The sequence below is a fragment of the Nocardia sp. bgisy134 genome, assembly GCF_057708325.1.
The window spans coordinates 63,802-87,839 of record NZ_JBYIRW010000007.1; the positions used below are offsets into that span (position 1 = coordinate 63,802).

Annotated in this window: 23 protein-coding genes; 10 read left to right on the forward strand and 13 right to left on the reverse strand. The window is 69.6% G+C overall.

Annotated elements, in window-relative coordinates; all coding sequences use genetic code 11:
- Nucleotides 1-29: 29 nt before the first annotated feature.
- The 5 genes from AC3ERS_RS14500 to AC3ERS_RS14520 form a co-directional block, all read right to left on the reverse strand.
- Nucleotides 30-1,166, reverse strand: a complete 1,137-nt coding sequence (locus tag AC3ERS_RS14500) for an Mrp/NBP35 family ATP-binding protein (RefSeq protein WP_431967571.1) — start codon at nucleotides 1,164-1,166, stop codon at nucleotides 30-32.
- 19 nt (nucleotides 1,167-1,185) lie between these two features.
- A complete protein-coding gene (locus tag AC3ERS_RS14505; protein WP_431967573.1) occupies nucleotides 1,186-2,028 on the reverse strand; it encodes a lytic transglycosylase domain-containing protein in 843 nt (280 codons plus the stop codon).
- A 120-nt stretch (nucleotides 2,029-2,148) separates the two neighbouring features.
- Entirely contained in the window at nucleotides 2,149-3,645 is a 1,497-nt protein-coding gene (locus AC3ERS_RS14510; protein WP_431967575.1) for a lytic transglycosylase domain-containing protein, read from the reverse strand.
- Between the two features lie 120 nt (nucleotides 3,646-3,765).
- Entirely contained in the window at nucleotides 3,766-4,392 is a 627-nt protein-coding gene (locus tag AC3ERS_RS14515) for a DUF1003 domain-containing protein (RefSeq protein WP_431967577.1), read from the reverse strand.
- Nucleotides 4,385-5,668, reverse strand: coding sequence for a magnesium transporter MgtE N-terminal domain-containing protein (locus AC3ERS_RS14520; protein WP_431967579.1), 1,284 nt, complete (start codon nucleotides 5,666-5,668; stop codon nucleotides 4,385-4,387). The genes AC3ERS_RS14515 and AC3ERS_RS14520 overlap by 8 nt, the downstream gene beginning before the upstream one ends.
- A gap of 26 nt (nucleotides 5,669-5,694) precedes the next feature.
- Here AC3ERS_RS14520 and AC3ERS_RS14525 point away from each other — a divergent pair, with 26 nt between their 5' ends.
- The 3 genes from AC3ERS_RS14525 to AC3ERS_RS14535 are packed head-to-tail and all read left to right on the forward strand — an operon-like array spanning nucleotide 5,695 to nucleotide 7,738.
- Nucleotides 5,695-6,651 carry an HpcH/HpaI aldolase/citrate lyase family protein gene (locus tag AC3ERS_RS14525; RefSeq protein WP_431967581.1) on the forward strand — a complete coding sequence of 319 codons (957 nt, stop codon included), beginning with the start codon at nucleotides 5,695-5,697 and terminating at the stop codon, nucleotides 6,649-6,651.
- Nucleotides 6,652-6,663: 12 nt separating this feature from the next.
- Complete coding sequence (locus AC3ERS_RS14530; RefSeq protein ID WP_431967583.1) at nucleotides 6,664-7,155, forward strand: YflT domain-containing protein; 492 nt, start codon at nucleotides 6,664-6,666, stop codon at nucleotides 7,153-7,155.
- Nucleotides 7,156-7,159: 4 nt separating this feature from the next.
- Nucleotides 7,160-7,738: a suppressor of fused domain protein gene (locus tag AC3ERS_RS14535; RefSeq protein ID WP_431967585.1), complete on the forward strand. Its 579-nt coding sequence runs from the start codon at nucleotides 7,160-7,162 to the stop codon at nucleotides 7,736-7,738.
- Between the two features lie 20 nt (nucleotides 7,739-7,758).
- Here AC3ERS_RS14535 and AC3ERS_RS14540 read toward each other — a convergent pair whose 3' ends face one another.
- Complete coding sequence (locus tag AC3ERS_RS14540; RefSeq protein WP_431967587.1) at nucleotides 7,759-8,835, reverse strand: magnesium and cobalt transport protein CorA; 1,077 nt, start codon at nucleotides 8,833-8,835, stop codon at nucleotides 7,759-7,761.
- A gap of 83 nt (nucleotides 8,836-8,918) precedes the next feature.
- Here AC3ERS_RS14540 and AC3ERS_RS14545 point away from each other — a divergent pair, with 83 nt between their 5' ends.
- The 4 genes from AC3ERS_RS14545 (at nucleotide 8,919) to AC3ERS_RS14560 (ending at nucleotide 13,401) form a co-directional block, all read left to right on the forward strand.
- Nucleotides 8,919-9,773: a PHP domain-containing protein gene (locus AC3ERS_RS14545; RefSeq protein ID WP_431967589.1), complete on the forward strand. Its 855-nt coding sequence runs from the start codon at nucleotides 8,919-8,921 to the stop codon at nucleotides 9,771-9,773.
- A gap of 23 nt (nucleotides 9,774-9,796) precedes the next feature.
- Nucleotides 9,797-10,036 carry a hypothetical protein gene (locus AC3ERS_RS14550; protein WP_431967591.1) on the forward strand — a complete coding sequence of 80 codons (240 nt, stop codon included), beginning with the start codon at nucleotides 9,797-9,799 and terminating at the stop codon, nucleotides 10,034-10,036.
- Nucleotides 10,037-10,087: 51 nt separating this feature from the next.
- A complete protein-coding gene (locus AC3ERS_RS14555; RefSeq protein WP_431967593.1) occupies nucleotides 10,088-11,767 on the forward strand; it encodes an FAD-binding protein in 1,680 nt (559 codons plus the stop codon).
- A 437-nt stretch (nucleotides 11,768-12,204) separates the two neighbouring features.
- A complete protein-coding gene (locus AC3ERS_RS14560) occupies nucleotides 12,205-13,401 on the forward strand; it encodes an NAD(P)-dependent malic enzyme (RefSeq protein ID WP_431967595.1) in 1,197 nt (398 codons plus the stop codon).
- Nucleotides 13,402-13,482: 81 nt separating this feature from the next.
- On the opposite strand, the gene AC3ERS_RS14565 is transcribed toward AC3ERS_RS14560, so the two are convergent.
- The 5 genes from AC3ERS_RS14565 to AC3ERS_RS14585 all read right to left on the reverse strand — a co-directional run bounded on the left by AC3ERS_RS14565 (nucleotide 13,483) and on the right by AC3ERS_RS14585 (nucleotide 17,638).
- Nucleotides 13,483-13,908, reverse strand: coding sequence for a CBS domain-containing protein (locus tag AC3ERS_RS14565; RefSeq protein ID WP_431967596.1), 426 nt, complete (start codon nucleotides 13,906-13,908; stop codon nucleotides 13,483-13,485).
- 183 nt (nucleotides 13,909-14,091) lie between these two features.
- Entirely contained in the window at nucleotides 14,092-14,796 is a 705-nt protein-coding gene (locus AC3ERS_RS14570) for an ABC transporter permease (RefSeq protein WP_431967598.1), read from the reverse strand.
- Nucleotides 14,793-15,455 carry an ABC transporter permease gene (locus tag AC3ERS_RS14575; protein WP_431967600.1) on the reverse strand — a complete coding sequence of 221 codons (663 nt, stop codon included), beginning with the start codon at nucleotides 15,453-15,455 and terminating at the stop codon, nucleotides 14,793-14,795. Before AC3ERS_RS14575 ends, AC3ERS_RS14570 begins: the two co-directional genes overlap by 4 nt.
- Nucleotides 15,456-15,504: 49 nt before the next feature.
- Nucleotides 15,505-16,674 (reverse strand): ABC transporter ATP-binding protein, encoded by a 1,170-nt coding sequence (locus AC3ERS_RS14580; RefSeq protein WP_431967602.1) that lies wholly within the window; start codon nucleotides 16,672-16,674, stop codon nucleotides 15,505-15,507.
- Between the two features lie 31 nt (nucleotides 16,675-16,705).
- A complete protein-coding gene (locus AC3ERS_RS14585; protein ID WP_431967975.1) occupies nucleotides 16,706-17,638 on the reverse strand; it encodes an ABC transporter substrate-binding protein in 933 nt (310 codons plus the stop codon).
- A gap of 187 nt (nucleotides 17,639-17,825) precedes the next feature.
- On the opposite strand from AC3ERS_RS14585, the gene AC3ERS_RS14590 reads away from it, so the two are divergent.
- The 3 genes from AC3ERS_RS14590 to AC3ERS_RS14600 all read left to right on the forward strand — a co-directional run bounded on the left by AC3ERS_RS14590 (nucleotide 17,826) and on the right by AC3ERS_RS14600 (nucleotide 21,412).
- Complete coding sequence (locus tag AC3ERS_RS14590; RefSeq protein ID WP_431967604.1) at nucleotides 17,826-18,713, forward strand: glycine betaine ABC transporter substrate-binding protein; 888 nt, start codon at nucleotides 17,826-17,828, stop codon at nucleotides 18,711-18,713.
- Between the two features lie 487 nt (nucleotides 18,714-19,200).
- The gene (locus AC3ERS_RS14595) at nucleotides 19,201-19,881 is read left to right on the forward strand and encodes a PadR family transcriptional regulator (RefSeq protein ID WP_431967606.1); all 681 of its coding nucleotides are present in this window, start codon (nucleotides 19,201-19,203) and stop codon (nucleotides 19,879-19,881) included.
- A 49-nt stretch (nucleotides 19,882-19,930) separates the two neighbouring features.
- On the forward strand, nucleotides 19,931-21,412 hold the full coding sequence (locus tag AC3ERS_RS14600) for a DHA2 family efflux MFS transporter permease subunit (protein WP_431967609.1): 1,482 nt from the start codon (nucleotides 19,931-19,933) through the stop codon (nucleotides 21,410-21,412).
- A gap of 37 nt (nucleotides 21,413-21,449) precedes the next feature.
- On the opposite strand, the gene AC3ERS_RS14605 is transcribed toward AC3ERS_RS14600, so the two are convergent.
- Both AC3ERS_RS14605 and AC3ERS_RS14610 read right to left on the reverse strand, forming a co-directional pair.
- Nucleotides 21,450-22,073 carry a Uma2 family endonuclease gene (locus AC3ERS_RS14605; RefSeq protein WP_431967611.1) on the reverse strand — a complete coding sequence of 208 codons (624 nt, stop codon included), beginning with the start codon at nucleotides 22,071-22,073 and terminating at the stop codon, nucleotides 21,450-21,452.
- A 103-nt stretch (nucleotides 22,074-22,176) separates the two neighbouring features.
- On the reverse strand, nucleotides 22,177-24,012 hold the full coding sequence (locus tag AC3ERS_RS14610) for a molybdopterin-dependent oxidoreductase (protein ID WP_431967613.1): 1,836 nt from the start codon (nucleotides 24,010-24,012) through the stop codon (nucleotides 22,177-22,179).
- Nucleotides 24,013-24,038 lie beyond the last annotated feature (26 nt).

Sequence of the window (24,038 nt, forward strand, 5' to 3'; positions counted from 1 at the left end):
CCCGGGCGGGAACCGATTTCGCGAGGACGCTACAGATGCCGCGTGGTGTCGATGCCGAGCGACATGCCCGCCAGGCCGCGGCGGCGTACCGCGAGCTTGTCGGCCACCTCGACCAGCGCCTTGGCCGACGCGCTCGCCGGATCGCGCAGCACGATCGGCGTGCCCTCGTCGCCCGACTCGCGCACCGCCTGCTCGATCGGGATCTGACCGAGCAGCGGCACGGTCGCGCCGACCGCGCGGGTCAGGCTGTCGGCGACTCGCTGACCGCCGCCCGAGCCGTAGAGCTCCATCCGGCTGCCGTCGGGCAGGTCCAGCCAGGACATGTTCTCCACCACGCCCGCGATCCGCTGACGGGTCTGCAGCGCGATCGACCCCGCCCGCTCGGCCACCTCCGCGGCGGCGAGCTGCGGGGTGGTGACGACCAGGATCTCCGCATTGGGGATCAGCTGGGCGATGGAGATGGCCACATCGCCGGTGCCGGGCGGCAGGTCGAGCAGCAGGACGTCCAGATCGCCCCAGAACACGTCGGCGAGGAACTGCTGGAGCGCGCGGTGCAGCATCGGGCCGCGCCACACCACGGGCGTGTTGCCCTGGGTGAACATGGCGATCGAGATGACCTTCACCTCGTGCGCGACGGGCGGCATGATCATCCGCTCGACCTGGGTCGGCCTGGCCGCGGTGCCGAGCATGCGCGGCACCGAATGGCCGTAGATGTCGGCGTCGAGCACGCCGACGGACAGGCCGCGCGCGGCCATGGCGGCCGCGAGATTGACGGTGACCGAGGATTTTCCGACGCCGCCCTTGCCCGAGGCGACCGCGTACACGCGGGTCAGCGAGCCCGGCTGAGCGAAGGGGATCACCGGGTCGGCCGAGTCGCCGCGCAGCTGCTTGCGCAGGCTGGTGCGCTGCTCGTCGTTCATCACGTCGAGGTCGACGGAGATGGCGCCGACGCCGGGGACGTCCGCCACCGCCTTGGTGACCCGTTGGGTGATCTCGGTACGCAGCGGGCAGCCCGCCGTCGTCAGGTAGACCTCGATGTGGACATTGCTTCCGGCGTCGATCGCGACGCTTTTCACCATGCCCAGTTCGGTGATCGGCTTCCGGATCTCCGGGTCGTCGACCTTCGCGAGCGCACCCCGCACGTCCGATTCCGTTACCACTGGCATAACGGAAATTTTAGGCGGATCAGATCCGCGGCAGCTGCGCGGGCTTGGGTGCGACCCCGTTGCCGTAGGAATTCGACCATGCCATGACGTTCGCCACATAGGCCATGGAGTTGTTGTAGCGCAGAATGGCGCGCGACTGCTGAGCCAGGTCACGCATGTTCAATCCGCCGTCGCACAGATACTTACCGGCCGTCAGCGCGGCGTCGAAGAGGTTCTGCGGGTCGGCGATGCCGTCGCCGTTGCCGTCGGCGGCGTAGCGCTTCCAGGTCTGGGGCAGGAACTGCATCGGGCCGACGGCGCGGTCGTAGCCCGCGAGTCCGTCGAGCGCGCCGTCGTCGCTGTCGTTGATGACGTTGTTGCCCGCGAGCGAGCCGTCCAGGACCGGGCCGTAGACCGGGCTCAGCGGGTTGCCGTCGGCGTCGGCCTTGCCGCCGAAGGCATGCGTGGACTCGACGCGCCCGATGCCCGCCAGCAGCGTCCACGGCATCTCGCAGACCGGGTTCTCCGCGTCCAGCCTGCGCTCGGCGTTCTGATAGGCGGCGATCGCGACGCCGGGCACGCCGAGCTGTCCGGCGGGCAGGTCGGACTTCACCCGATCGGCGGGCAGCGCAACGGTTTTCACGACCGGCGGGACGGCCGTGCGCTGCTCGGCCATGGCGTGCGCGACGAACTCGATCGAATCGGCGGATCTGACGCCGAGCGCGTCCTGATCGTCGCCGGGGAGCAGTTGAACGGCGGCCTGATCGGAATCCAGATCGGACGCCGCGGCGCAGGCCACGAATCCGGCGGGAACCAATCCGGTCAGTGCGATTACGGAGCCGCGCTTGATAGGAGCAGGCGATTGCTTGCGGTGACGCCCCACGGTGTGGTGACCCTCCTCGTTGCACAAAGGCCCGCTGACGAGCCCTTCGTGGACGAAGGAGAGATTACCGCATTCGAGATCTTTTTGTTACTGCTTCGTGATCTGTCCCGAGGTTTGGTCTCAGCCTTGTGGCGGAGCAGGCGGCAACGGGATGACGATGCCGAACGGCAGTGTGATGCCGGGCTGTTGGGTCGGGGCGGGAGCGACGGTCGGCTGCTCGGCGGGCGCGGGTTCGGGGGTCTTGGCGACCTCCGGCTCCGGGTTCGGCTGCTCCTCGGCGGGAGCAGGCGCGGGCGCGGGCTGGCCCGCTTGGGGCGCGGGCTGACCCGCCTGGGGTTGACTCGCCTGGGGTGCGGGCTGGCCCTGCGCTTGCGGCGTGCACACCGGATTCGGCTGCGGTTTCTCGACGCGGACGGGATCGTTCGGGTCGAGCGGTTCCCTGGCCTCGGCCGGGGCGTTCGGGTCGCGAGGCTCCGCACCGAATTCCTGGCCAGGCCCGAGCGGGCGCCCTGGCTCGCCCGGCCGCGGCATCGGCGCGGGCACCGCGACCTGTTCGCACGGGTTGGCGGGCGGCGGCGGTGCCGGGCAGAAGATGCCGCACGGGATCGGCGGCAATCCGGGGATGGTGATCATCACCTGGGTCGGCGCCGGAGCCAGCGGAATCGGCGCCGACGGCCGATCCGCGGGCGACGTGGTGGTGGGCAGGGTCGTCTGCACCGCGGACACGTCCGGGCCCACCGTGATCATCGGCGCCGAGCCGGGCGGGATGAGTTCCGGGGAGATGTTGACCTGGCTCGGGCTGCCGCCGGTGCGGTAGGCCGCCGACCAACTCAACACGTTGGCCGCGTAGGACATCGAGTTGTTGTAACGCAGCACCGCGCGGAGCTCCTGCGCGGGATCGCGGAGGTTCAGGCCGCCCGAGCACAGGTATTTGCCCGCGGCCAGGGTGGCGTCGAAGACGTTGTGCGGATCGGCGACGCCGTCGCCGTTGCCGTCGGCGGCGTAGAGACCCCAGGTGCCGGGCAGGAACTGCATCGGGCCGATCGCCCGCACGTACCTGCCGTCCGCGGCCTTGATGATCTCGTTGCCGGGCAACGTGCCGTCCAGCGCGGGGCCGAAGATCGGGGTCACCGTCGTGCCCGCCGCGTCGGTGCGACCGTTGCCCGCGTGCGCGGACTCGATCCGCCCGATGCCCGCCAGCAGATTCCACGGCAAGCCGCACCCGGGCATCGAAGACTCCAGCGCCAGCTCCGCGTTCCGGTACGCGGCCAGCACGATCTCGGGAATGCCGAGCGCCCCGCCGACCGAGGGCAACGTGACGTCGTGCAGGGGGACCCTCCCGCCGAAAAGCGGCATCCCATCGGTTGGCGGAGTCATAGCTCGAAGTTTGCGGGGAGAGTCCGGCGCGACCGGTAGCAGCCCTACTGTCCGAGACAAAGTGTCTTCGGGTCCGGTGTCCGTGCCGTTGCCCGTGCCGCCGCGCCCGGCGGACGCGGCCAGCAGCGCTTCCGGGGCCTGTGGCGGCGCGCTCGAGGTAGTGCTGTGCGCCGCCGATCCGGTAGCGACCAGACCAGCGACAACGAGGGCCGACATGGTTATCGGAGCGGAAACTCGCATTCGGCCACACCAATCCTCTACGTCGTGGGAACGGTGTCCGGGACGTACTGAGCCCGGGCCCCGCTCAGGACAACGTTGTCCAGGTTACCCAGCGGTCAGTAGGTTGTTGAGCATTTCCGGTCAATCGTCAGCAACGGGCGGTGAAACCTGAAGGTGGGACTGCTTTCCACCGGAGGATTTCTTGCGATTCGCCTTGCCCGGCTTGACCTCACGCGGCGTGTCGACTTCCGGGCCTGTCGCCGCCTCGATGCGGTCGAGAACCTCACGCATCTCCTCCAATTCGCGGCGCAGATAGTCGCGAGTCGCCACCTCGCCGACCGCGAGGCGGAGCGCTGCGAGTTCGCGGGCCAGAAATTCGGTGTCGGCCTTGGTTTGTGCCGCGCGCATCCGATCCTCTTCCAGCGCCACCCGGTCGCGGTTGTCCTGACGGTTCTGCGCCAACAGGATCAGCGGCGCGGCGTACGCGGCCTGAGTGGAGAAAGCGAGGTTCAACAGGATGAACGGATACGGGTCCCAGCGCAGCGCCACCACGAAGACGTTGAGAAAGATCCAGACGATCACCAGAACCGTCTGCAGCGCGAGATACCTTCCGGTACCGAGGAATCGGGCCACCCGCTCCGAGCTGCGCGCCAATGCCTCTGCGTCCCAGTCGAATCGGAACCGGGACTCGACCGGCATCTCCAATCGCTGCCGGGCGGAGCTCATCCCGACCCTGCTGACGCCCGCCGCCGGATTCTTGTCAGTCATGCGCCGGAATCCCTTCGGGCTGCTCTTCTTCGCGCCAGTCCTCCGGCAGCAGATGGTCGAGCACGTCGTCGACGCTGACCGCGCCGAGTAGATGGTTCTCGTTGTCCACCACCGGCCCGCACACCAGGTTGTAGGTGGCGAAGTACCTGGTCACCGTGGACAGCGGCACCTCGGCCCGCAGCGGCGCGAGATCGGCATCGATGATGCCGCCGACCAGGTGCGCCGGTGGTTCGCGGAGTAGTTGCTGGATGTGCACGCAGCCGAGATAGGGCCCGGTGGGCGTCGCGGTCGGCGGGCGGACCACGAACACCATGGAGGCGAGCGCGGGCGTGAGATCCGGGTTGCGCACCCTGGCCAGCGCCTCCGCGACCGTGGTCGACGGGGTCAGCACCACGGGCTTGGTCGTCATCAGGCCGCCTGCGGTGTCGGGGGAGTGCGCGAGCAGCCTGCGCACCGGTTCGGATTCCTCGGGGTCCATCATCGCGAGCAGCGATTCGCGTTCCCCGGTCGGGAGTTCGCCGAGCAGGTCGGCCGCGTCGTCGGGGTCCATCGCCTCGAGTACGTCGGCGGCGCGGCGCACCTCGAGGTGGCCGAGCAGGTCGATCTGATCGTCGTCGGGGAGTTCCTGCACCACGTCGGCGAGCCGCTCGTCGTCGAGGGCCTCGGCGACCTCGATGCGGCGCTTCTCCGGCAGTTCGCGCAGCAGGTGCGCCACGTCGGCGGGGCGCAGACCCTCGAACTGTTCGAGCAGCTGGGTGACGTCCTGGCCGGGCCTGCCGATCTCGTACGGGGTCAGCCCCGACACCGTGGTCCAGTCGACGACGTGCACCGTGCGCCGCCGCCCGATCCGCCGGTGCCCCCGCACCGCGACGCGGGAGACCCGCCAATCCCTGGTTCTGGTCAGTTCGATGCCGAGATCGACGACGAACAGGTCGACGTCCACGAGGTCGGGCAGGTCCGGATCGTCCACGCGCACCTTGGAATCCACGATCTGTGCCAGCGCCAGCATTTCGCCCGGTCGTTGCTGGAAACGGCGCAGGCTCACGGTGCCGGTGTTGAGCGTCACCATGCCCGGTTCGACCGAGGTCACCCGCAACATCGGCACGAAAATCCGGCGCCTGCTCGGCAATTCGACGACCAGGCCGTGCACGCGCGGTACCTGACGGTCGTAGCGGATCGCCACGACCGCGTCGCGCACGCGGCCGATAGACTCCCCGTCCGGTCCCAGCACCGCCAGGCCGGCGAGCCTGGCGACGTACACCCTGGTAGCTGCCATGCTTGCCAGACTAGACAGGAGGCTCCATGAAGCCGCGCCGATCTGTGCTCGCCGTGCCAGGCAGCAACCCCAAGATGATCGAGAAAGCCAAGGGGTTGCCGGTCGACGAGGTCTTCCTCGATCTGGAGGACGCGGTGGCGCCGGTGGCCAAGGCCGCGGCGCGGGCCAACATCGTGGCCGCGCTGAACCAGCCGGGCTGGGGTTCGCAACTGCGCGTGGTGCGGGTCAACGACTGGACGACCGCGTGGACCTACGCCGACGTGATCACCGTCGTCGAGGGAGCAGGCCGCGAGATCGACGCGATCCTGCTGCCGAAGGTCACCGACGCGGGCCAGGTGCGTGCGCTGGATCTGCTGCTCACCCAGGTCGAGAGGGCCAACGGGCTCGAGGTCGGGCGGATCGGCATCGAACCGCAGCTGGAAAACGCCATGGGCCTGCGCAACATCGACGAGATCGCCACCGCGAGCCCGCGGGTCCAGGCGCTGGTCTTCGGCCCGGCCGATTTCATGGCCAGCATCAACATGCGCACCCTCGTGGTCGGCGAACAGCCGGAGGGGTACGACACCGGCGACGCCTACCACCACATCCTGATGACCATCCTGCTCGCCGCGCGCGCCCACGGCCTCCAGGCGATCGACGGCCCCTACTTGCAGATTCGCGACGTCGACGGTTTCCGCAGGGCCGCCGCGCGCACCGCGGCGCTCGGCTTCGACGGCAAATGGGTGCTGCACCCCGGCCAGATCGACGCGGCCAACGAGATCTTCAGCCCGCGCCAGGCCGACTACGACCGGGCCGAGGAAATCCTGGACGCCTACGCCTTCCACACCTCCGCCGAGGGCGGCGCGCGCGGCGCGGTCATGCTCGGCGACGAGATGATCGACGAGGCCAGCGCGAAGATGGCGCAGGTGGTGGCGGACAAGGGCCGGGCCGCGGGCATGACGCGCACCACGCGTTTCACAGCACCGAACGGCCGCGCGGAATAGCAGAATGGAGTCATGACGAATCCCTTGGGGAATCCCAACCGTGCCCGCCAGGGGTTGCCGACCCCGCCGTCGGGCTGGCCGGTGGGCTCCTACCCGACCTACGCCGAGGCGCAGCGGGCGGTCGACTACCTGGCCGACAACCAGTTTCCGGTGCAGGACGTGACGATCGTCGGTGTCGACCTGATGCAGGTCGAGCGCGTGCTCTACCGCCTGAACTGGGGCAAGGTGATCGGCGGCGGCGTGGTCTCCGGCGCCTGGCTCGGTCTGTTCCTCGGTCTGCTGCTGAGCCTGTTCACCACCAGCGGCGCGTTCGGTCCGCTGCTGGTCGGCCTGGTCGGCGGCATCATCTTCGGCGTCATCTCGACCTCGATTCCGTACGCGGCCACCAGGGGGCAGCGCGATTTCGCCTCCACCATGCAGCTGGTGGCGGGCCGCTACGACGTGCTGTGCGACCCGAAGTCGGCCGAGCAGGCGCGGGACATGCTCGCGCGGTTGGCGATCTGACCGCATGGACATGATGGACACCGTCCGCACCGGGGTGCTGGACCACTACGGTGTGCCCGCGACGGGCGTGGATTCGGCCTCGGTGACTTTCCTCGGGCTGGAGCCGATCGAGATCCTGCGGATCGTCGACGGCGACGTCGTGCACTACGTGACGCTCGGCGGCTCGCGTCATCCGATGGGCGATCCCGGTGACCTGCACGCCGATCCGGTGCGCGGCCCGCGCGCGGAGCTGGTGCTGACGCTGCGCTCCGGCACCGCCATGCCCGGCCTGCCCAAAGCGCTGGGCATTCTGGTCGCCACGCCCTCCGTGGAAGGCGTTGTGCTGCAAGCCGACGCGTTGCTCGATCTCGGCGAGCCGCTGTGGCAGGGCGCGGCGTTCACCGCGGCGCTGCTCGGCGACAGCGAGATTCCGGAGATTCCGCTGCCCGACCCCGCCGAGCCGGTCAGGTATCTGACGGTGACGCCGGTGACCGCCACCGAAGCGGCGTGGGTGCGGGTGCGCGGCGCGCAGGCGCTGCGCGAGGCGTGGACGGAAGCGGGCATCGACGTGCGCGACCCCGGTCGCGGGGCGGCCACGCTGTAGCGCCGGTGCCGCGTGGCGTTTCAGAGCCAGTCGTTGCGGCGGAACGTGATGAACAGGCCGGCGCACACCGTCGCGATGAACAGCAGAACCCCGCCGTAGCCGTAGGTCCACTTCAGTTCCGGCATGTGCTCGAAGTTCATCCCGTAGATGCCTGCGACCATGGTCGGGACCGCCGCGATGGCCACCCACGCGGAGATCTTCCGCATATCGGTGTTCTGCTGCACGCTGATCTTGGCCAGTGCCGCGCTGACCATCTCGCTGAGCGACTCGTCGAAATCGGAGATGCGCTCGGCCACCGCGGTGTGGTGGTCGGCCACGTCGCGCAGATAGCGCTGAATCTCCTTGGGCACCGGCAGATCCGGTTTGTGCCCGAGCAATTGCAGCGGCACCGCGAGCGGATTGACCGCGCGCCGCAGTTCCACCACCTCGCGCTTGAGCTGATAGATCGACTCGATGGTGACGTGATTGCGCGGGGTGAAGACCTGCTCTTCCATCTCGTCGATGTCGTTCTCCACCAGCGTGGCCACCTCGATGTAGGAGTCGACGACGTGGTCGGCCACCGCGTGCAGCACGGCGTACGGGCCGTGCCTCAACTGCTCGGGACGTTCCTCGAGTTCGCGGCGCACCCCCGCCAGACCGGTGTGCTCGCCGTGCCGGACAGTCACCGCGAAGTCGGCCCCGGTGAACACCATGATGTCGCCCGTCTCGACTATCTCGCTGACGCTGTCCATCTCGTGCGGGACATAGGACACCGTTCGCAGCACCAGGAACAGCGTGTCGTCGTAGCGTTCCAGCTTGGGCCGCTGGTGGGCCTTGACCGCGTCCTCGGCGGCGAGCGGATGCAAGTCGAAGGTCGAGGCGATGTCGGCCATCTGCGTCTCGTCCGGATCGTGCAGCCCGATCCAGACGAAGCCCGTCCCGCGCGAGCGGACCTCGGCGAGCGCTTCGGAGTGGGTGAATCGACCGGGCAGCCGGAGCCCGTCGACGTAGACGGCACAGTCGACCACGGCTCGCGCGGTGGGAACCGGAATGCGTGGGCGCGGGAGCGTCGCGCGGCCTTGCCCGCGGAAAGACGGCAACGGCGGTATGGACGGCACGACGACGATGCTAGATGCCGTCGCCGGACCGAGCCGTCGGCTGCCGTGCCGACCGGAGATCGCGCACTGTAAGACTGGAGGACGTGCGCATCGACCTGCATACCCACTCGACCGCGTCGGACGGCACCGACACCCCCGCCGAGCTGGTGCGAAACGCGGCGGCCTCCGGTCTCGACATCGTCGCGATCACCGATCACGACACCACGGCCGGGTGGGCGGAGGCGGTCGACGCGCTACCGAAGGGCATGACCCTGGTGCGCGGGATGGAGATGTCGTGCGTCGGGCTCGGCGAGGACGGCTGGCCGGTGCCGGTGCATCTGCTCGCCTACCTGTTCGATCCGGCCGACCGCGGTTTCGCCGAGGAGCGCGAGCGGCTGCGCGCCGAGCGGGTGGACCGGCTGCGCGCGATGGCCGAGCTGATGGCCGCCGACGGACTGCCGATCGACCCGGACGCGGTGCTCGCCTCCGCCGGACCGTCGGCCGGGCGGCCGCACCTGGCGCGGGCGTTGGTCGAGGCCGGGGTGGTGCCGAGCGTGGACGCCGCCTTCGTCGAGCTGCTCGCACCGCGCGGTCCGTACTACGCGGAGAAGGCCGACACGCCGCTGCACCGCGCGGTCGAGATGATCGCGGGCGCGGGCGGGGTCAGCGTGCTCGCCCACACCAGGGCGCGCAAGCGGGGACGGCTGCTCGCCGTGGACGACATCAGGGAACTGGCCACCCTCGGATTGGGCGGACTGGAAGTCGACCACCCCGACCATTCCGCCTCCGATCGCGCCGTGCTCACCGCTCTGGCGGACGAACTGGGTCTGCTCACCACCGGCTCGTCGGACTACCACGGCGCCAACAAGACCATCCGCCTCGGCGAGTTCACCACCGACCCGGCGCAATTCGAGGAGCTCGCGGGTAAGGCGACGGGTGTGCCCGTGATCGTCTCGTGAGATACCTGCGCGCGCTCAGCGGCGTGGTGGCGGCGGGCACGGTGCTGTTGACGCTCGTCGTCGTCGGCGCGGCGGCGATCGGCGCGCGGCGTGGTTTCCCCGGTCCGGGCGCGGAGTCGGTGGCCTGGCATCTGGTGGCCTCGGCGACTGTCGTTGGGGCGCAAATCTTTTCGGACAGGCATCGGGGTTTTCTCGCCTTTTCCGGATCCGCGGTTGTTTTCTTCGTCACCGGTGTATTGCTCTGGACACAGTGGTGGGGTTGATCGTCCGGTACTGGTTGCGGCCGGGTGAATTGTGGACGAACATCTTTTCTTGTGATCGACATCGAGACGGATGTGCTGGTTCTAGGCGGCGGCCCCGCCGGAACCTGGGCGGCCGTCTCGGCTGCCGCCGGAGGGGCGAGGGTGGTGCTCGTCGACAAGGCCCGCTGCGGGAGCAGCGGGCCTTGTGCGTTCGGGAGCACGACGGTGTGGAACATCCCGCCCGGCGCGGCCAGGAACGAGGCGGTGCGCCGATCGCACGCCGACGGCGGATACCTCGGCGATCCGGACTGGATGCACCGCGTGCTCGACGAGACGCATCGGCGGATCGAGCAGCTGGTGGGCTGGGGCTACCGGTTCCCCGACGACTCGCGATCCGGCTCGCAGCGGGTCCGCCTGGACGGCGCGGGCTACCTGCGCCGGATGCGGCGGACCGTGATCGAGGCGGGGGTGCGCGTCCTCGATCACCATCCCGCGTTGCAGCTGCTGCGTGACGGCGACGGTGTGGTCTCCGGCGCGGCCGGGGTGCAGCAGCACGATGGCTTTCGCGCGTGGATGGTCCGCGCGGGCGCGGTGGTGGTGGCCACCGGCGGCTGTGCCTTCCTCTCCGGCGGCGCGGGCACCGACGTGGCGACCGGCGACGGTCTGCTGCTCGCCGCCGAGGCGGGTGCGCGGCTGTCCGGCATGGAATTCTCCAGCGCCTACGGCCTCGCGCCCGCGCTGCACGCGATGACTCCGGCGATGCATCCGAGTTTCGCGCCTGGCCTCGCGCTGCGCGGCGCGGCGCTCTACGACGAGAGCGCCGCCGTCTTCGAGGGCGATCGGCACTCGGTGTTCGCAGCCATCGCCGACGGGCGGCGGGTGTCCGCGTCCGTGGCCGACATGCCGGAAGTCGTCCGGCACTGGCTCACCAGGCAGGGCGCGGTCGATCGATCCGGGCGGGTGCCGCTGCGACCGGTGCTCGAGGGGACGGTGCGTGGCACAGGCGGATTGGCGCTTGCCGGTCCGGACGGCGCGACCACGGTGGCCGGGCTGTTCGGCGCTGGCGACGCGGTGAGCCGCGAGCCGATCACGGGCGCGGCGAGCGGCTTCGGCGGGCAGAGCGGAGCCTGGGCCATCGCGTCCGGCGTCTGGGCGGGGAAGAGCGCTGCCCGCTTCGCGCGGACGAGAGGCGCGGTGGGCCCGGTGCGTCCGGTGCCCGGCGCCGGCCTCGCCGCGCGGGCGCGCATCGATCCCCGCGCGATCGTCGGACTCGTGCAGGAGCACACCCTGCCGCTGCGGCGCAGCTACTGGCGCAGTGCGGGCAGCCTGCGCGACAGCATCGCCGAACTCGACGCCCTGTGGCCGGGCGCGGCGTTCGCCCTCGGCGGCGTCGGCGCCGAGCGTCTACGCGCCAGGCAGGCGGCGGCTCTGCTCGCGGTGGCCAGATGGACCAAGCACAGCGCGCTGGCGCGCACCGAGACCCGTGGCATGCATCGGCGCACCGATCACCCCGACGCGGGGGACGAGTGGCGGGTCCGCCTGACCACGGGCGGGCTGGACAGCGTCTGGGTGGGCACCGAGCGATTGCGGCGGGTAACGTCGGAACCGCCACCCGCCGTGCGCGGCCCGTCCGTCGCGCGCGGCCAGGTGCCGGTCGGATTGGAGCCCGCGCCCACGGTGCGGGAGACCCCTAGAATCGTGCCCGACCGGCAAGACCCGGACCTCACACCACCGGACCGCCTGGCGATGTGAGAACTCACCGCCGTGCGATGTGCGGATGCGAGTTTCCCCTAACTTCGGGGTAATTCCGGGGACCTACCCTCGGAATATGACGCGCAACCGGGATCCGACACACCGGTTTGGCAAGTCATCGGACCGGCTGGCAGAATGTTGCGGATTCCCCTCCTACGCCACCGCCGGGTTCGGGAATAACGGTGCTCCGCGCCGCGCAACGTACCGTCGCGCCCCCGAGGATCGCCCCGCATGTTCTGTCCGGACCCACCCGTCCGGCCCCCGCTCTGCGGATCAGTGCAGCGCCACGTCTAGAGCTCATCGTCGGGTTTCGACACACCCGCCCCGACTCGAAACGTCCATGTCAGCGCACTCGATGAGCGGTACGAATCACCTATTACGAATTACCCGGCGGTAACCGTCCCCCGGTTCAGCCCGACCCGAGCAGGAGTGAAATCGTGTCACCTGTGACTGACGCACCGAATGCCACCGCGAGTTTGTCCGAGATCACAAACGACGAAATCTTCGCTGGACACCTCGGCGGCAAGCTCTCGGTCGAGCTCTCGGCTCCGCTGGACACTCAGCGTGACCTCTCGATCGCGTACACCCCCGGCGTCGCTCAGGTCAGCCGTGCGATCGCTCAGGACGAGACGCTGGCCAAGCGCTACACCTGGACCGACCGCCTGGTGGTCGTGGTCAGCGACGGCACCGCCGTCCTCGGCCTCGGCGACATCGGCCCGCGCGCCTCGCTGCCGGTGATGGAGGGCAAGGCCGCGCTGTTCAAGAAGTTCGCCGGCCTGGATTCCATCCCGATCGTGCTGGACACCAAGGACGTCGACGAGATCGTCGAGACCCTGATCCGGCTGCGCCCGAGCTTCGGCGCGGTCAACCTGGAGGACATCTCCGCGCCGCGCTGCTTCGAGATCGAGAAGCGTGTCATCGAGGCGCTGGACTGCCCGGTCATGCACGACGACCAGCACGGCACCGCGATCGTGGTGCTCGCCGCCCTGAACGGCGCGGCCCGGGTGCAGGGTCGTGACATCGACGGACTGAAGGTCGTGGTGTCGGGTGCGGGCGCGGCCGGTGTCGCGTGCACCAACATCCTGCTCGCCGCGGGCGTCCGCGATGTCACCGTGCTCGACTCGAAGGGCATCGTGAGCCGCGATCGCGCCGACCTGAACGAGGTGAAGTCCGAACTGGCCGAGCGCACCAACCCGCGCGGCCTCACCGGCGCCGCCGCCGAGGCGCTCGCGGGCGCGGACGTGTTCCTCGGTCTGTCGGCGGGCCTGATCGCCGAGGAGCTCATCGCCTCGATGGCGCCGGAGGCGATCGTGTTCGCCATGTCCAACCCGGACCCGGAGATCCACCCGGACGTGGCGCGCAAGTACGCCTCGATCGTCGCGACCGGCCGCAGCGACTTCCCGAACCAGATCAACAACGTGCTCGCCTTCCCCGGTGTGTTCAAGGGCGCGCTCGACGCGGGCGCCCGGCGCATCACCGAGGGCATGAAGATCGCCGCGGCGAACGCCATCCTGGGCGTGGTCGCCGACGAGCTCGGCCCTGAGAAGATCGTCCCCAGCCCGCTCGATCCGCGGGTCGCCCCGGCCGTCGCCGAGGCTGTCGCCGCCGCCGCGCGTGCGGAGGGCGTTGCGTAACAACTGATTACGCAATAGACAGGGCGCCCCGTTCAACGACGAACGAGGCGCCCTGCGTCGTTCCCGTAGCGGGAGCGGCGGTCAGTGCGGCACGGAGACGGCCGAGATGAACTCGGCCAGCTGGGCGTCGGTGACGTTCTTGGCCAGATCGGATTCGCAGATCATGCCGATGAGGCGCTTGTTCTCGATGACCGGCAGTCGCTTGATCTGGTTCTGCTCCATCAGTTCCAGCACCTGCTGAAGGTCGGCGTCGGCGTCGACCCAGCGCGGTGTGCCTTTGGCGAGATCGCCCGCGCGGATGCGGCCCGGGTTGTGTCCCTCGGCGATGCAGCGCACAACGATGTCACGGTCGGTCAGCATGCCGACAAGGCGGTCGTTGTGGCAGATCGGCAGCGCACCCACGTCCATGTTGCGCATCATCTGAGCGGCGCGGTCGATCGTCTCGTCCGCGGGGATGCACGTGGCATCGGCGTGCATGATGTCACGTGCCTTCATCGGTGCGTTCATGCTCGCAATCCTCCTTGTCTCGGGTTCGGTGCCCGCAGGACTCGAGGATGCGCAGGTCTCGACACGGCGTGCCACAGTTGCGTCGAGCGCGCACGGCTGACGACTCCTACGGCCACTTGCAATAGTGACCTAGATCACACCAGTGGTCAATGGGCGTGGACGGGCCGAGTGGAGCGGACGAGGTCAGCGCGCGGCTTGCGGTACGTCGACCGGAGCCGACGACCGGCGCAGCCTGCCGGTGCCCGGCGTCGTCGCCCACACGACGAGTGCGAGCAGTCCATCCAGCAGCATCGCCAGCGCCGCCACCAGCAGCGCGCCCACCAGCACCCGGTCGTAGCGGTGCAGCCCGAGGCCGTCGAAGATATAGCGGCCGAGCCCGCCGAGGTTCACGTACGCCGCGATGGTCGCGGTGGCCACCACCTGGAGGGTGGCGCCGCGCAGGCCGTTCACCAGGATCGGCATGGCATTGGGCACTTCCACCCGGAACAGGATCTGCTGCTCGGTCATACCCACGGCCCTGGAGGCGTCGACCACGTCGGCGGGCACGTTGGCCACCCCCGCGTACGCGCCCGCCAGCAGCGGCGGGACGCCGACGGTGAGCAGCGCGAGCAGCGGCGGGATCAGCCCTAGCCCGAGCAACAGCACCAGGAACGTGAGCAGGCCGAGGGTGGGCAGCGCGCGCATCGCGTTGGCGAAACCGACCAGCGCCGCGGCGCCGCGCCGTCGGTGGCCGATGGCCAGGCCGAGCGGCACCGCGATCACGGCCGACCCGGCCACCGCCAGCACGGTGTACCAAAGGTGTTGCGCCAGTCGGTATTCGATGCCGGTGGGCCCGCCCCAATTGGCGCTGTCGGTGAAATAACGCCAAGCGTCGACGAAGAGGTTCACGCGCTCGCTCCTCGTCGTGTTCGCTCGTCGGCCCTGGTCCATGGCGTCGCCCACCGGCCGAGCAGGTACACCAGCCGGTCGAAGAGCAGCGCGAGCGCCAGCGTCACGATGATGCCCGCGACGATCTCGTCCGGGTAGTCGCGCTGATAGCCCTGGGTGAACAGCTTGCCGAGTCCGCCGACGCCGATCAGCGCGCCGACCGACACCATGGCGATGTCGGTGACCACCACGACGCGCAGGTTCGACACGAAAACCGGTATGGCCAAAGGCATGTCGACGGTCAGTGTGCGCCGCAGCGGTCCGAAACCGACGGCGTCGGCGGCGTCGACCACGGCGGCGGGGACCGAATCCAGCGCCACCGGCACCGCGATCACCAGCAGCGCGGTCGAGTAGATGGTCAAGGCGATGATCACGTTCCACGGATCGATCGTCGAAATGCCCACCAGCGGAGGGATGATCACGAACAGCGCGAGCGAGGGCACCGTGTAGGCCAGGCTCGCCACGGTCACGGTGATGCGCCGCAGCCACGGGATTCGCCGGATCATCGCGCCCGCCGGAATCGCGATCACCAGGCCGAACAGCAAGGGCGTCAACGCCAGATACAGGTGCGTCCTGGTGATGGCGAGGATGTCGGAGAGGTTGTCGATCAGGTATCGCACGCGGTCTCCCGCCCGTCGCGGCGCGGCGCCGTGGCGGAGCCGCCCCCGATCACGAACCGGCCCCGTCGCCGTCGGAGCGGCCCTGTTCACCAGCGAGCCGGTTGCGCTCGGCGTCTTCCGCGCCGCGTTGCTCGGCCAGCTGGGCGATCACCTCGGTGGCCAGCACGCCGCCCCGCACGCGTCCGGAATCGTCCACGGCCACACCGATTCCGGATGGCGAGGAGATCGCGGCGTCCAATGCCTGGCGCAGGTCGCCCGCGGGTGTGAACAGTGATCCGCCCGCCGCCATGCAGTCCTCCAGCGGCCAGCCCGCGCGCCGGGATGCCACGCCGGTCGCGTCGACCCACCCGAGCGGCTTGACCGTATCGTCCACCACCAGAATCCACTCGCCCTGCTTCAACCGCAGCGCACCCACCGCGCCCGCGGTAGCGGTCGGAATCTCGTGCAGCGGAACGTCATCGGCGGAGCGAAAGGAGAGGCCGCGATAGCCGCGATCGCGCCCGACGAACTCGGCGACGAAATTCGTCGCGGGCCCGGACAGGACGCGCTGCGGCGCATCGTACTGCTGGAGCACGCCCGCGCGGCCGAACACCGCGACCCGGTCGCCGAGGGTGACCGCCTCGTCGATGTCGTGGGTGACGAAGACGATGGTCTTGTGCAATTCCGCTTGCAGCCGCTGCATTTCGATCTGTAACTCGGCCCGCACCACCGGGTCGACGGCGCTGAACGGCTCGTCCATCAGCAGGATCGGCGGGTCGGCGGCCAGCGCCCGCGCCACGCCCACCCGCTGCTGCTGACCGCCCGACAACTGGGCGGGGTAGCGAGCGGCCAGACCACGATCCAGGCCCACTCGGTCCAGGACTTCCAGCGCCGCCTTGCGCGCCGCGCGCCGCGAATCGCCACGCAGTACCGGCACGGTCGCGACATTGTCGAGCACGGTGCGGTGCGGAAGCAGGCCGCCGCTCTGGATCACGTAGCCGATGCCGAGCCGCAGCCGGACCGGATCCACCGTCGAGATGTCTTGTCCGGCAATGGTGATCGTGCCCGAGGTGGGCCGGATCATCCGGTTGATCATCCGCATCGACGTGGTCTTTCCGCAGCCGGACGGACCGACGAACACGGTGAACGAACCGGACTCGATGCGCAGATCCAGATCGGTGACGGCGTGCGTGCCGTCCGGATAGGTCTTGCTGATTGCGTGGAACTCGATGTCCGACACCGCTGCCCTCCCTGCGATCACCCGCGCCGGATCACCCGACCGGCGTGTTCAACCCCTGTGCCGCGACCCACGCCTTGGCGGCCGCCGCGGGCTCGGTCTTGCTGCTGCCCGACACCGCTTTGTTCAGCTCGATCAGCTGCTCGGTGGTGAGCTTCGCCGAGACCGCGTTCAGTGCGGCGATCGCCTTGTCGGACTTCTTGGCGGCGTTGAACAGCGGAATCACGTTCTGCGCCGGGAAGTTGTGCTTCGGGTCCGCGAGTACGACGAGATCGTTCTCGGCGATGGCGGGGGAGGTGGTGAAGATGTTGGCGGCGGTGACCTGGCCCTCCACCAGCGCGCGTACGGTGGCCGGACCGCCGCCGTCGGCGAGCGGGACGAAGTTGGCGGCGGCGATGTCCAGGCCGTAGTTCTCCTTCAGGCCGGGCAGTCCGCCCTGGCGCTCCTGGAATTCCGCGGGCGCGCCGAGCTTCACCTCGGCCGAATGCGGCGCGAGATCGGCGATGGTGCGCAGGTTCCAGCGCTCGGCGGTGGCACGGGTGACCACCACCGCGTCGGAGTCCTGGCCGGGTGCGGGCGCCGCGGTGGCCAATTGGGAGCCGAGCGCGCCCGCCAGCGCGGCCTCGACGTCGGCGCCGCTGGTCGCGGTCGCGTCGTTGTCCAGGTACTGCAACAGATTGCCGGTGTACTCCGGGATCACCGAGATCGCGCACTTGCGTAGCGCCGGGATGTAGGCCTCCCGGCTGCCGATGTTGAGCCGGGTGTCCACCTGGAAGCCGTTGACCCGCAACACCTCCGCGTATATGTTGGCGACCGTCTCGGACTCCGGGAAGTTCGCCGAGCCGACGATCAGGCTCTCACCCGCACAGTCGCCGTCCGCGGCGAGTGGATCGGAATTGCCGCAGGCCGACAGGATCATGCCGACGGCGAGCAGTGTCGCGGCGGCGAGGAGCCGGGAGGCGCGCAGTGCGAGCCGCAGCGCCGACCGCCCGGCAGCGGGGGTGATCGTGGTCTTCACGGGGGTCCTTCCGGCGGATGCGGACGGTGCGTGCGGCCGAGGCCGAAGCGGCACCGGTACATTCTGGTTGTCCATACTGCCCGCAACTGGGTATTTCTGTCGGCTGTAGTCGTCTTCGGAGAGTTGGTGTCGCCGGATGGTGTTGGCCGCGTCTAGGCGGGTGCTGGCCCGGATATTGGTCGCCGCGGCCGCGGCCGCGGTCGTGTCCTGCGGAAACGACGATCCCGGCCCCGCCTTCGTGGTCGGCGCGGGTGACGCGATCGAATCGCGGGTGCTCGCGGAGGTCTACGCGGGCGCGCTGGCCAGGACCGGGCTGCGGGTCGCCGTGCAGCCGGAGCTCGGGCAGCGGGCCGACTATCTGGCCGCGCTCGACGCGGGCCGGGTCGCGCTGGTCGGCGAGCACACCGGCGCACTGCTGGCCTTCTACGACAGCCGGTCCGCGGCGCGCACGCCATCCGCCGTGGTCCAGGATCTGAACCGCTCGCTGCCGGAGGGGCTGGTCGTCTCGGATCCGGCCGACGGCACCGATCTGCGGCCACGGGTGCTGGTCGCCGCCGAGGCCGCGCGCCGGGACGATCTGGATTCGGTCGCCGAACTCGCCCCGCGCTGCGGAGAACTCCGCGCCGGACTGGCTCCCGCGCCGGACGCGCTCCGTGCCCCCGGCGCCGCACCGGTGACCGTCTGCGACTTCGCGGGGGAGACGCCGTTGCCCGATACGGCCGCGCTGCGGAATGCCCTGCTGGACAACTCGGTTCAAGCCGGAGTGATCGGCGGTCCTTCCGCGCTCACCTCCTCGGCCACCGAGGGGCTCACGGTGCTGACCGACCGTGAGTACGCGTTGCGCGCCGAGAACGTGATCCCGGTGTTCCGCAAGGGGCTGCTCGACGACCAGCGCATCCGGAAGCTGAATTACGTTGCGGGCGAACTGACGACGGACGATTTGGTCGAGATGATCCGCCGCGTCCGCGACGGCGCCGCGGCCGGTGAGGTCGCGCGCGCCTGGCTGGACACGCACGGATTGTAGGTTCCGGGGCGAGGTCGTCCATCGGCGCGCCACGTGCGGACGATGCCGGAGCCTGCCGCGTCCGGCGGTGTTCCGAACGTCGCGTTCCTCTGGGGTGATCCGCTGTCGACCGGATATGCCGTCCGGTTCGCTTGCCGCCACGGGCTGCCGATCGCGATGCCGGACGAGCCTCGGCCTCGGCCTGAGCCGGGTCGGTGGTCGCGAGAGCTGTTCGGACGCAATGCCGTTCGGTCCGCATAGCGCCGGGTCGGTGCCCGGAAGTCGAAGGTGCGTCGAAGGGTTCGTGATTGCCATGGGGTCCTGATGGTGGTGCTCGTCACGCGCTGACTGCACACCCTTGTCCCGCCGCAATTCTGAGCCGTATATTCCACGTGGAGTATTTGGTACGGAGTATGTCGGTACCCGCGACTACCGTTTCGCGGTCGAAGGGGTACGGCAACCCGGCTCCCGCGGTGTGGCGGGGGTGATTTCCACGGGAGGTGATTGCATGGGGCAGGCGCGTCCGGCGTTGACCGCGTTGGCGGTCTCCGTACTCGCGCTGCTCGAGGAGCGGCCGATGCATCCGTACGAGATGTTTCAGCTGCTGCTGCGGCGGGGCGAGGATCTGCTGGTCAAGCTGCGGCCCGGCTCGCTCTACCACACCGTCACCCGGCTGGCCGATCAAGAACTGGTGCGCGCCGAGGGCGTCGACCGCGCGGGCAACCGCCCCGAACGCACCACCTACCGGATCACCGCGTCCGGTAGGGACGCGCTGCGGGCCAGGCTCGCCGAGCTCCTGCGCTATCCGCAGCGGGAATACCCGCTGTTCCCCGTCGCGCTGGCCGAAGCGCACAACCTGCCGAAGGAGGACGTGCTCGCGCTGGTGCGCGAACGCGTCGCCCACCTCGAGCGCGATCTCGAAGACCTCGACACGATGACCGACTGGGCCCGTACCCACGAGGTGGAACGCCGCTACTGGGTCGTATTGACCTATCTGCGCACCACATTCGCGGCCGAGCTCACCTGGTTGACCGGCTTCCTCGACGAATTGGCAAGCGGCGCACTGGAGTGGGAGGAGTTCGACCCGCACACCGGCATCCGGCTGGCCGGACCCGAACATCCCTGGGCCGACGACGACCACCCGGAGCCGCCGCCCATGCCGCGCCGCTCGACGGCAGCGGCGCCGTGACCGCCTCCGATCACTCACACCGATCTTCTCGGATAGGAACGACATCCCTATGCCCACCCAACGCAATCCGTGGCTAGCGCTGTCCGCGCTGGTCGTCGGCTTCTTCATGATCCTGCTCGACATGACCATCGTCGCGGTCGCCAACCCCGCGATCATGCGGGACCTGCAGGCCGATATCTCCCAGGTCATCTGGGTCACCAGCGCCTACCTGCTCACCTATGCCGTTCCGCTGCTCGTCACCGGCAGGCTCGGTGATCGCTACGGCCCCAAGAACATCTACCTCATCGGTCTCGCGGTCTTCACCGCCGCGTCGCTGTGGTGCGGGCTGTCGCAGAGCATCGGCATGCTGATCGCCGCGCGCGCCGTGCAGGGCCTCGGCGCCGCGCTCATGACGCCGCAGACCATGGCGGTGATCACCCGCACCTTCCCGCCGGACCGGCGCGGCGCGGCCATGGGTCTGTGGGGCGGCGTGGCGGGTCTGGCCACCCTGGTCGGCCCGATCCTGGGCGGCGTGCTGGTCGACGGGCTGAGCTGGGAGTGGATCTTCATCGTCAACGTGCCGGTCGGCATCGTCGCCTTCGCGCTGGCGGTCTGGCTGGTGCCCGCGCTGCCCACGCACCCGCACAAGTTCGACATCCCCGGCGTGGTGCTCAGCGGCATCGGCATGTTCCTGCTGGTGTTCGGCATTCAGGAGGGCAACAGCTACGACTGGTCGGCGCGCATCTGGCTGATGATCGCCGCGGGTCTGGTCGTGCTCGGCGTGTTCGCGGTGAACCAGGCGCGCAACACCGGTGAGCCGCTGGTGCCGCTCGGTCTGTTCCGCGACCGCAACTTCGCGCTGTCGAACGTGGCCATCGCCGCGATGGGCGCCACGGTCACCTCGGTGATGGTGCCCTCGTACTTCTATCTGCAAGCGGTGCGCGAGCTGTCGCCGACCAGGTCGGCACTGGTGTTCGCGCCGATGGCGATCGTCACCGGTTTCGCCGCGCCGCTCGTCGGCAAGTTCGCCGATCGGCTGCATCCGCGCATCGTCCCGACCACCGGCTTCGCGCTGTTCGCGGTGTCGATCTTCTGGTGGTCGGCGATCATGACGCCGGATTCCAACATCGCGTGGTTCCTGGCGTCCGCGGCGCTGGCCGGTTTCGCCAACGCCTGCATCTGGGCGCCGCTGGCCTCCACCGCCACCCACAACCTGGCCGTGCACCAGGCGGGTGCGGGCGCGGGCGTCTACAACACCACCCGTCAGGTCGGTTCGGTGCTGGGCAGCGCGGCCATCAGCGCGCTGATCGCCTCTCGGATGTCCGCCAACGGTCTCGTGGGCGGCGCACCCACCGGGGAAGGCGTCGGCCAAGGCCCCCTCCCGCCGCAGATCCTCGGCGAATTCAGCACCGCCCTCGGCGAATCCATCCTGCTGCCCGCCGCCATCCTGCTGATCGGCGTCGTAGCCTCGGCCCTCTTCGTCCGCCACGGCACCCCCACCCCCGCGGGCCCCGCCGACAAACTCGCCAAGGCCGACAGCGTCTCGGCCTGATCGCCGCCCGGCCGCATCCCCACCCGGGGATGCGGCCTCAGCGCACGAGTCCGGAGAGCCGGTCCCAATCGACCTTCAACCGCACCGGCATATCGACGATCTCGGCCCCGCCCGGCTCGAGCACAACGTGCGGACGGTACTGCGTCAGTGCGTGATCGAGTACGAAGACTTCGATCGAATCGACGCGGTTGTCGGCGATCCAGACGATCCAGTACCAGGGAATTCCCGCCAGCGCGTAATCGGCCTTCTTCTGAGCGATGTCGATCTTCTCGCTGCCCGGTGACACGACTTCGACCGCGATGAGCAGCATGGACGCCGGTCGCGGCCGCAATTCATCGGGGGCGCATTCGTAGAGGGCAACATCGGGCCGGCGGACCGTAGCCTTCGGAAGCTCCCACAGCGCGACATCGAAGTCGGTGTCCACATCGAGGCAGCCGTCCTGGTATCGGTCCATGTGCTGTTCGGCGGCCGTTTCGAGCAATTCGGCCAGTCGTCGAGCGGCCTTCTGGTGCTGCCGATTCGGCGATTCGGCGCGCACCGCCTCGCCGTTGACCAATTCGACCTGGCGGCAGAAGTCTTCGGGCAGTTCGCGCCAGATGTCCAGCGTGATCGGCTCCGGCTGCAGGTTCTCGGACTTCGCCCAGTCGAAGATCGCGGACATGTGCGCTCCTTGGGATCGGGCCAACTACCTGCTCAGACCCTATCCGGATGCATTCGGCGAACGCTATCGCATTCGATGAATATCCCGGGCGTCGTGCCCGGCGTCAGCCGATTTGGATGGTGAGGGTGGGGTGGCCGGTGGCGCCGTCGGGGATGACGTCGCGGCGTTCGGCGGTTTGGGTTTCGCCGGTGCCGTCGGTGGCGCGGGCGCGGAGGGTGTGGGTGCCGGGGGTGGCGTCCCAGTCGTAGACCCATTGGCGCCAGGTGTCGATGGACTGTTCGGTGGACAGGCGGGCCGGACGCCAGTCGCCGTCGTCGATCTGCACCTCGACGGCGGTGATGCCGCGGTGCTGGGCCCAGGCCACGCCCGCGACGGGGATGCGGCCGGGTGGTCTGCGGACCCGGCCGCGCGGGGTGTCGATGCGGGTGCCGGTCTTGATCGGGCCGAGGGCCGACCAACCGCGCCGGGTCCAGTAGGCGGTGGCGCGGTCGAACCGGGTGACCTCCAGTTCGGTCACCCATTTGGTGGCCGAGACATAGCCGTACAGGCCGGGCACCACCAGCCGGGCCGGATAACCGTGCGCCACCGGCAGCGGTTCGCCGTTCATGCCCACCGCGAGCAGGGCGTCGCGGCCGTCGGTGAGAACGGCCAGCGGGGTTCCCGACGTCCAGCCGTCCTTGCTGCGGGAGAGCACCATATCGGCGTCGGGATGCGGTCCGGCCTCGGCGAGCAGCTCGACGAGACGGTAGCCGCGCCACAGCGCGTTGCCGATGAGATCGCCGCCCACGGGATTCGACACGCAGGCCAGCGTCACGAGCCGTTCCACCACTGGCCGCCGCGCGAGATCGGCCCAGCCGATGGTGATCTCGCGATCCACCATGCCGTGGATGCGCAGCGACCAGTCGTCGATCGAGACCTGCGGCAGGAAGAGCGCGGTATCGATCCGGTAGAAGTCGTCGTTGGCAGTGAGATACGGCGTCAGCCCCGGCACCCGCAGATCGGCATCGGGCAGCAACGAGATCGCGGGCTCGGTCGGCTGCGGCAGCGTGACCGCCGCGCGCTCGCCCGAGACGTCCCCGCGCCGCGCACCCCACAGCCGCCCACCTGCGCCGGCCAGCAAGGCCACGCCGCCCGTGATCGCCATGCCCCGCAACAGATCTCGCCGCTGCGGGCCCGCCGCGATCCCCCCTGAGCCGGTCGAACCCGTCCCCGCATCCACTTCGGTCCGCAGGTCGGCGGCGCTTCGGGATGATTCCGCGGTCGCGTCGGCGCCGGTCCGCGGCTCGATGGCAGTGTCGGCGCGCGCAGCGGTGTCGGCTTCGGGATGCGTCGAACCATCCGCCTGCACTCGATCGGCGCGACTACTTGCGTCCGCACCCGAGTGAGGCTGCGCGCCAGGGGTTTCCGGTGCAACAGGGGAGTCGGCGGGGTGAACCTGTGCCGATGCCGTGGCGGGAGTCGTGTGATCGGAAGGCGGCGTGTTCGGTGGCGGCTGTTCGGATGCTGTGCCGGGAAACGCTTCGGTGATCTGCTCGGTCAGTACGCGGAGCGCGTATATCCCTGCGGCGACGCCGATTACGGTGGGAATCGCGGCGAGGACGCCGTAGCGTTCGGCGGCCAGGAACGCGGCGAGCAAGCCGAAGAAGACGAGCAGGGTGGAGCCCGTCGCGCGGTCGACGCGTTCGAGGGCGCCCGCGAGACCCGCGACGAAGACCGCGACGACAGCCATGCAGAGGAACAGCACCGTCTTGTCGGCCGTGCCGAACGTGCTGATCGCCCATTCGCGCAGGCCGTCGGGGGTGTGGTCGATGACCGCCGCACCGAGCACGTAGATCGGCGCGCTCTCGGACCGGATGAACGCGGCAAGCAGCTGCGCCACCCCGAGCGCCAGCCCGGCGGACACGATTCCAGCCCCCACCCGCCACCGCAGTACGGCCATGTCGCGAGCCTACTGCGCCCACCCGG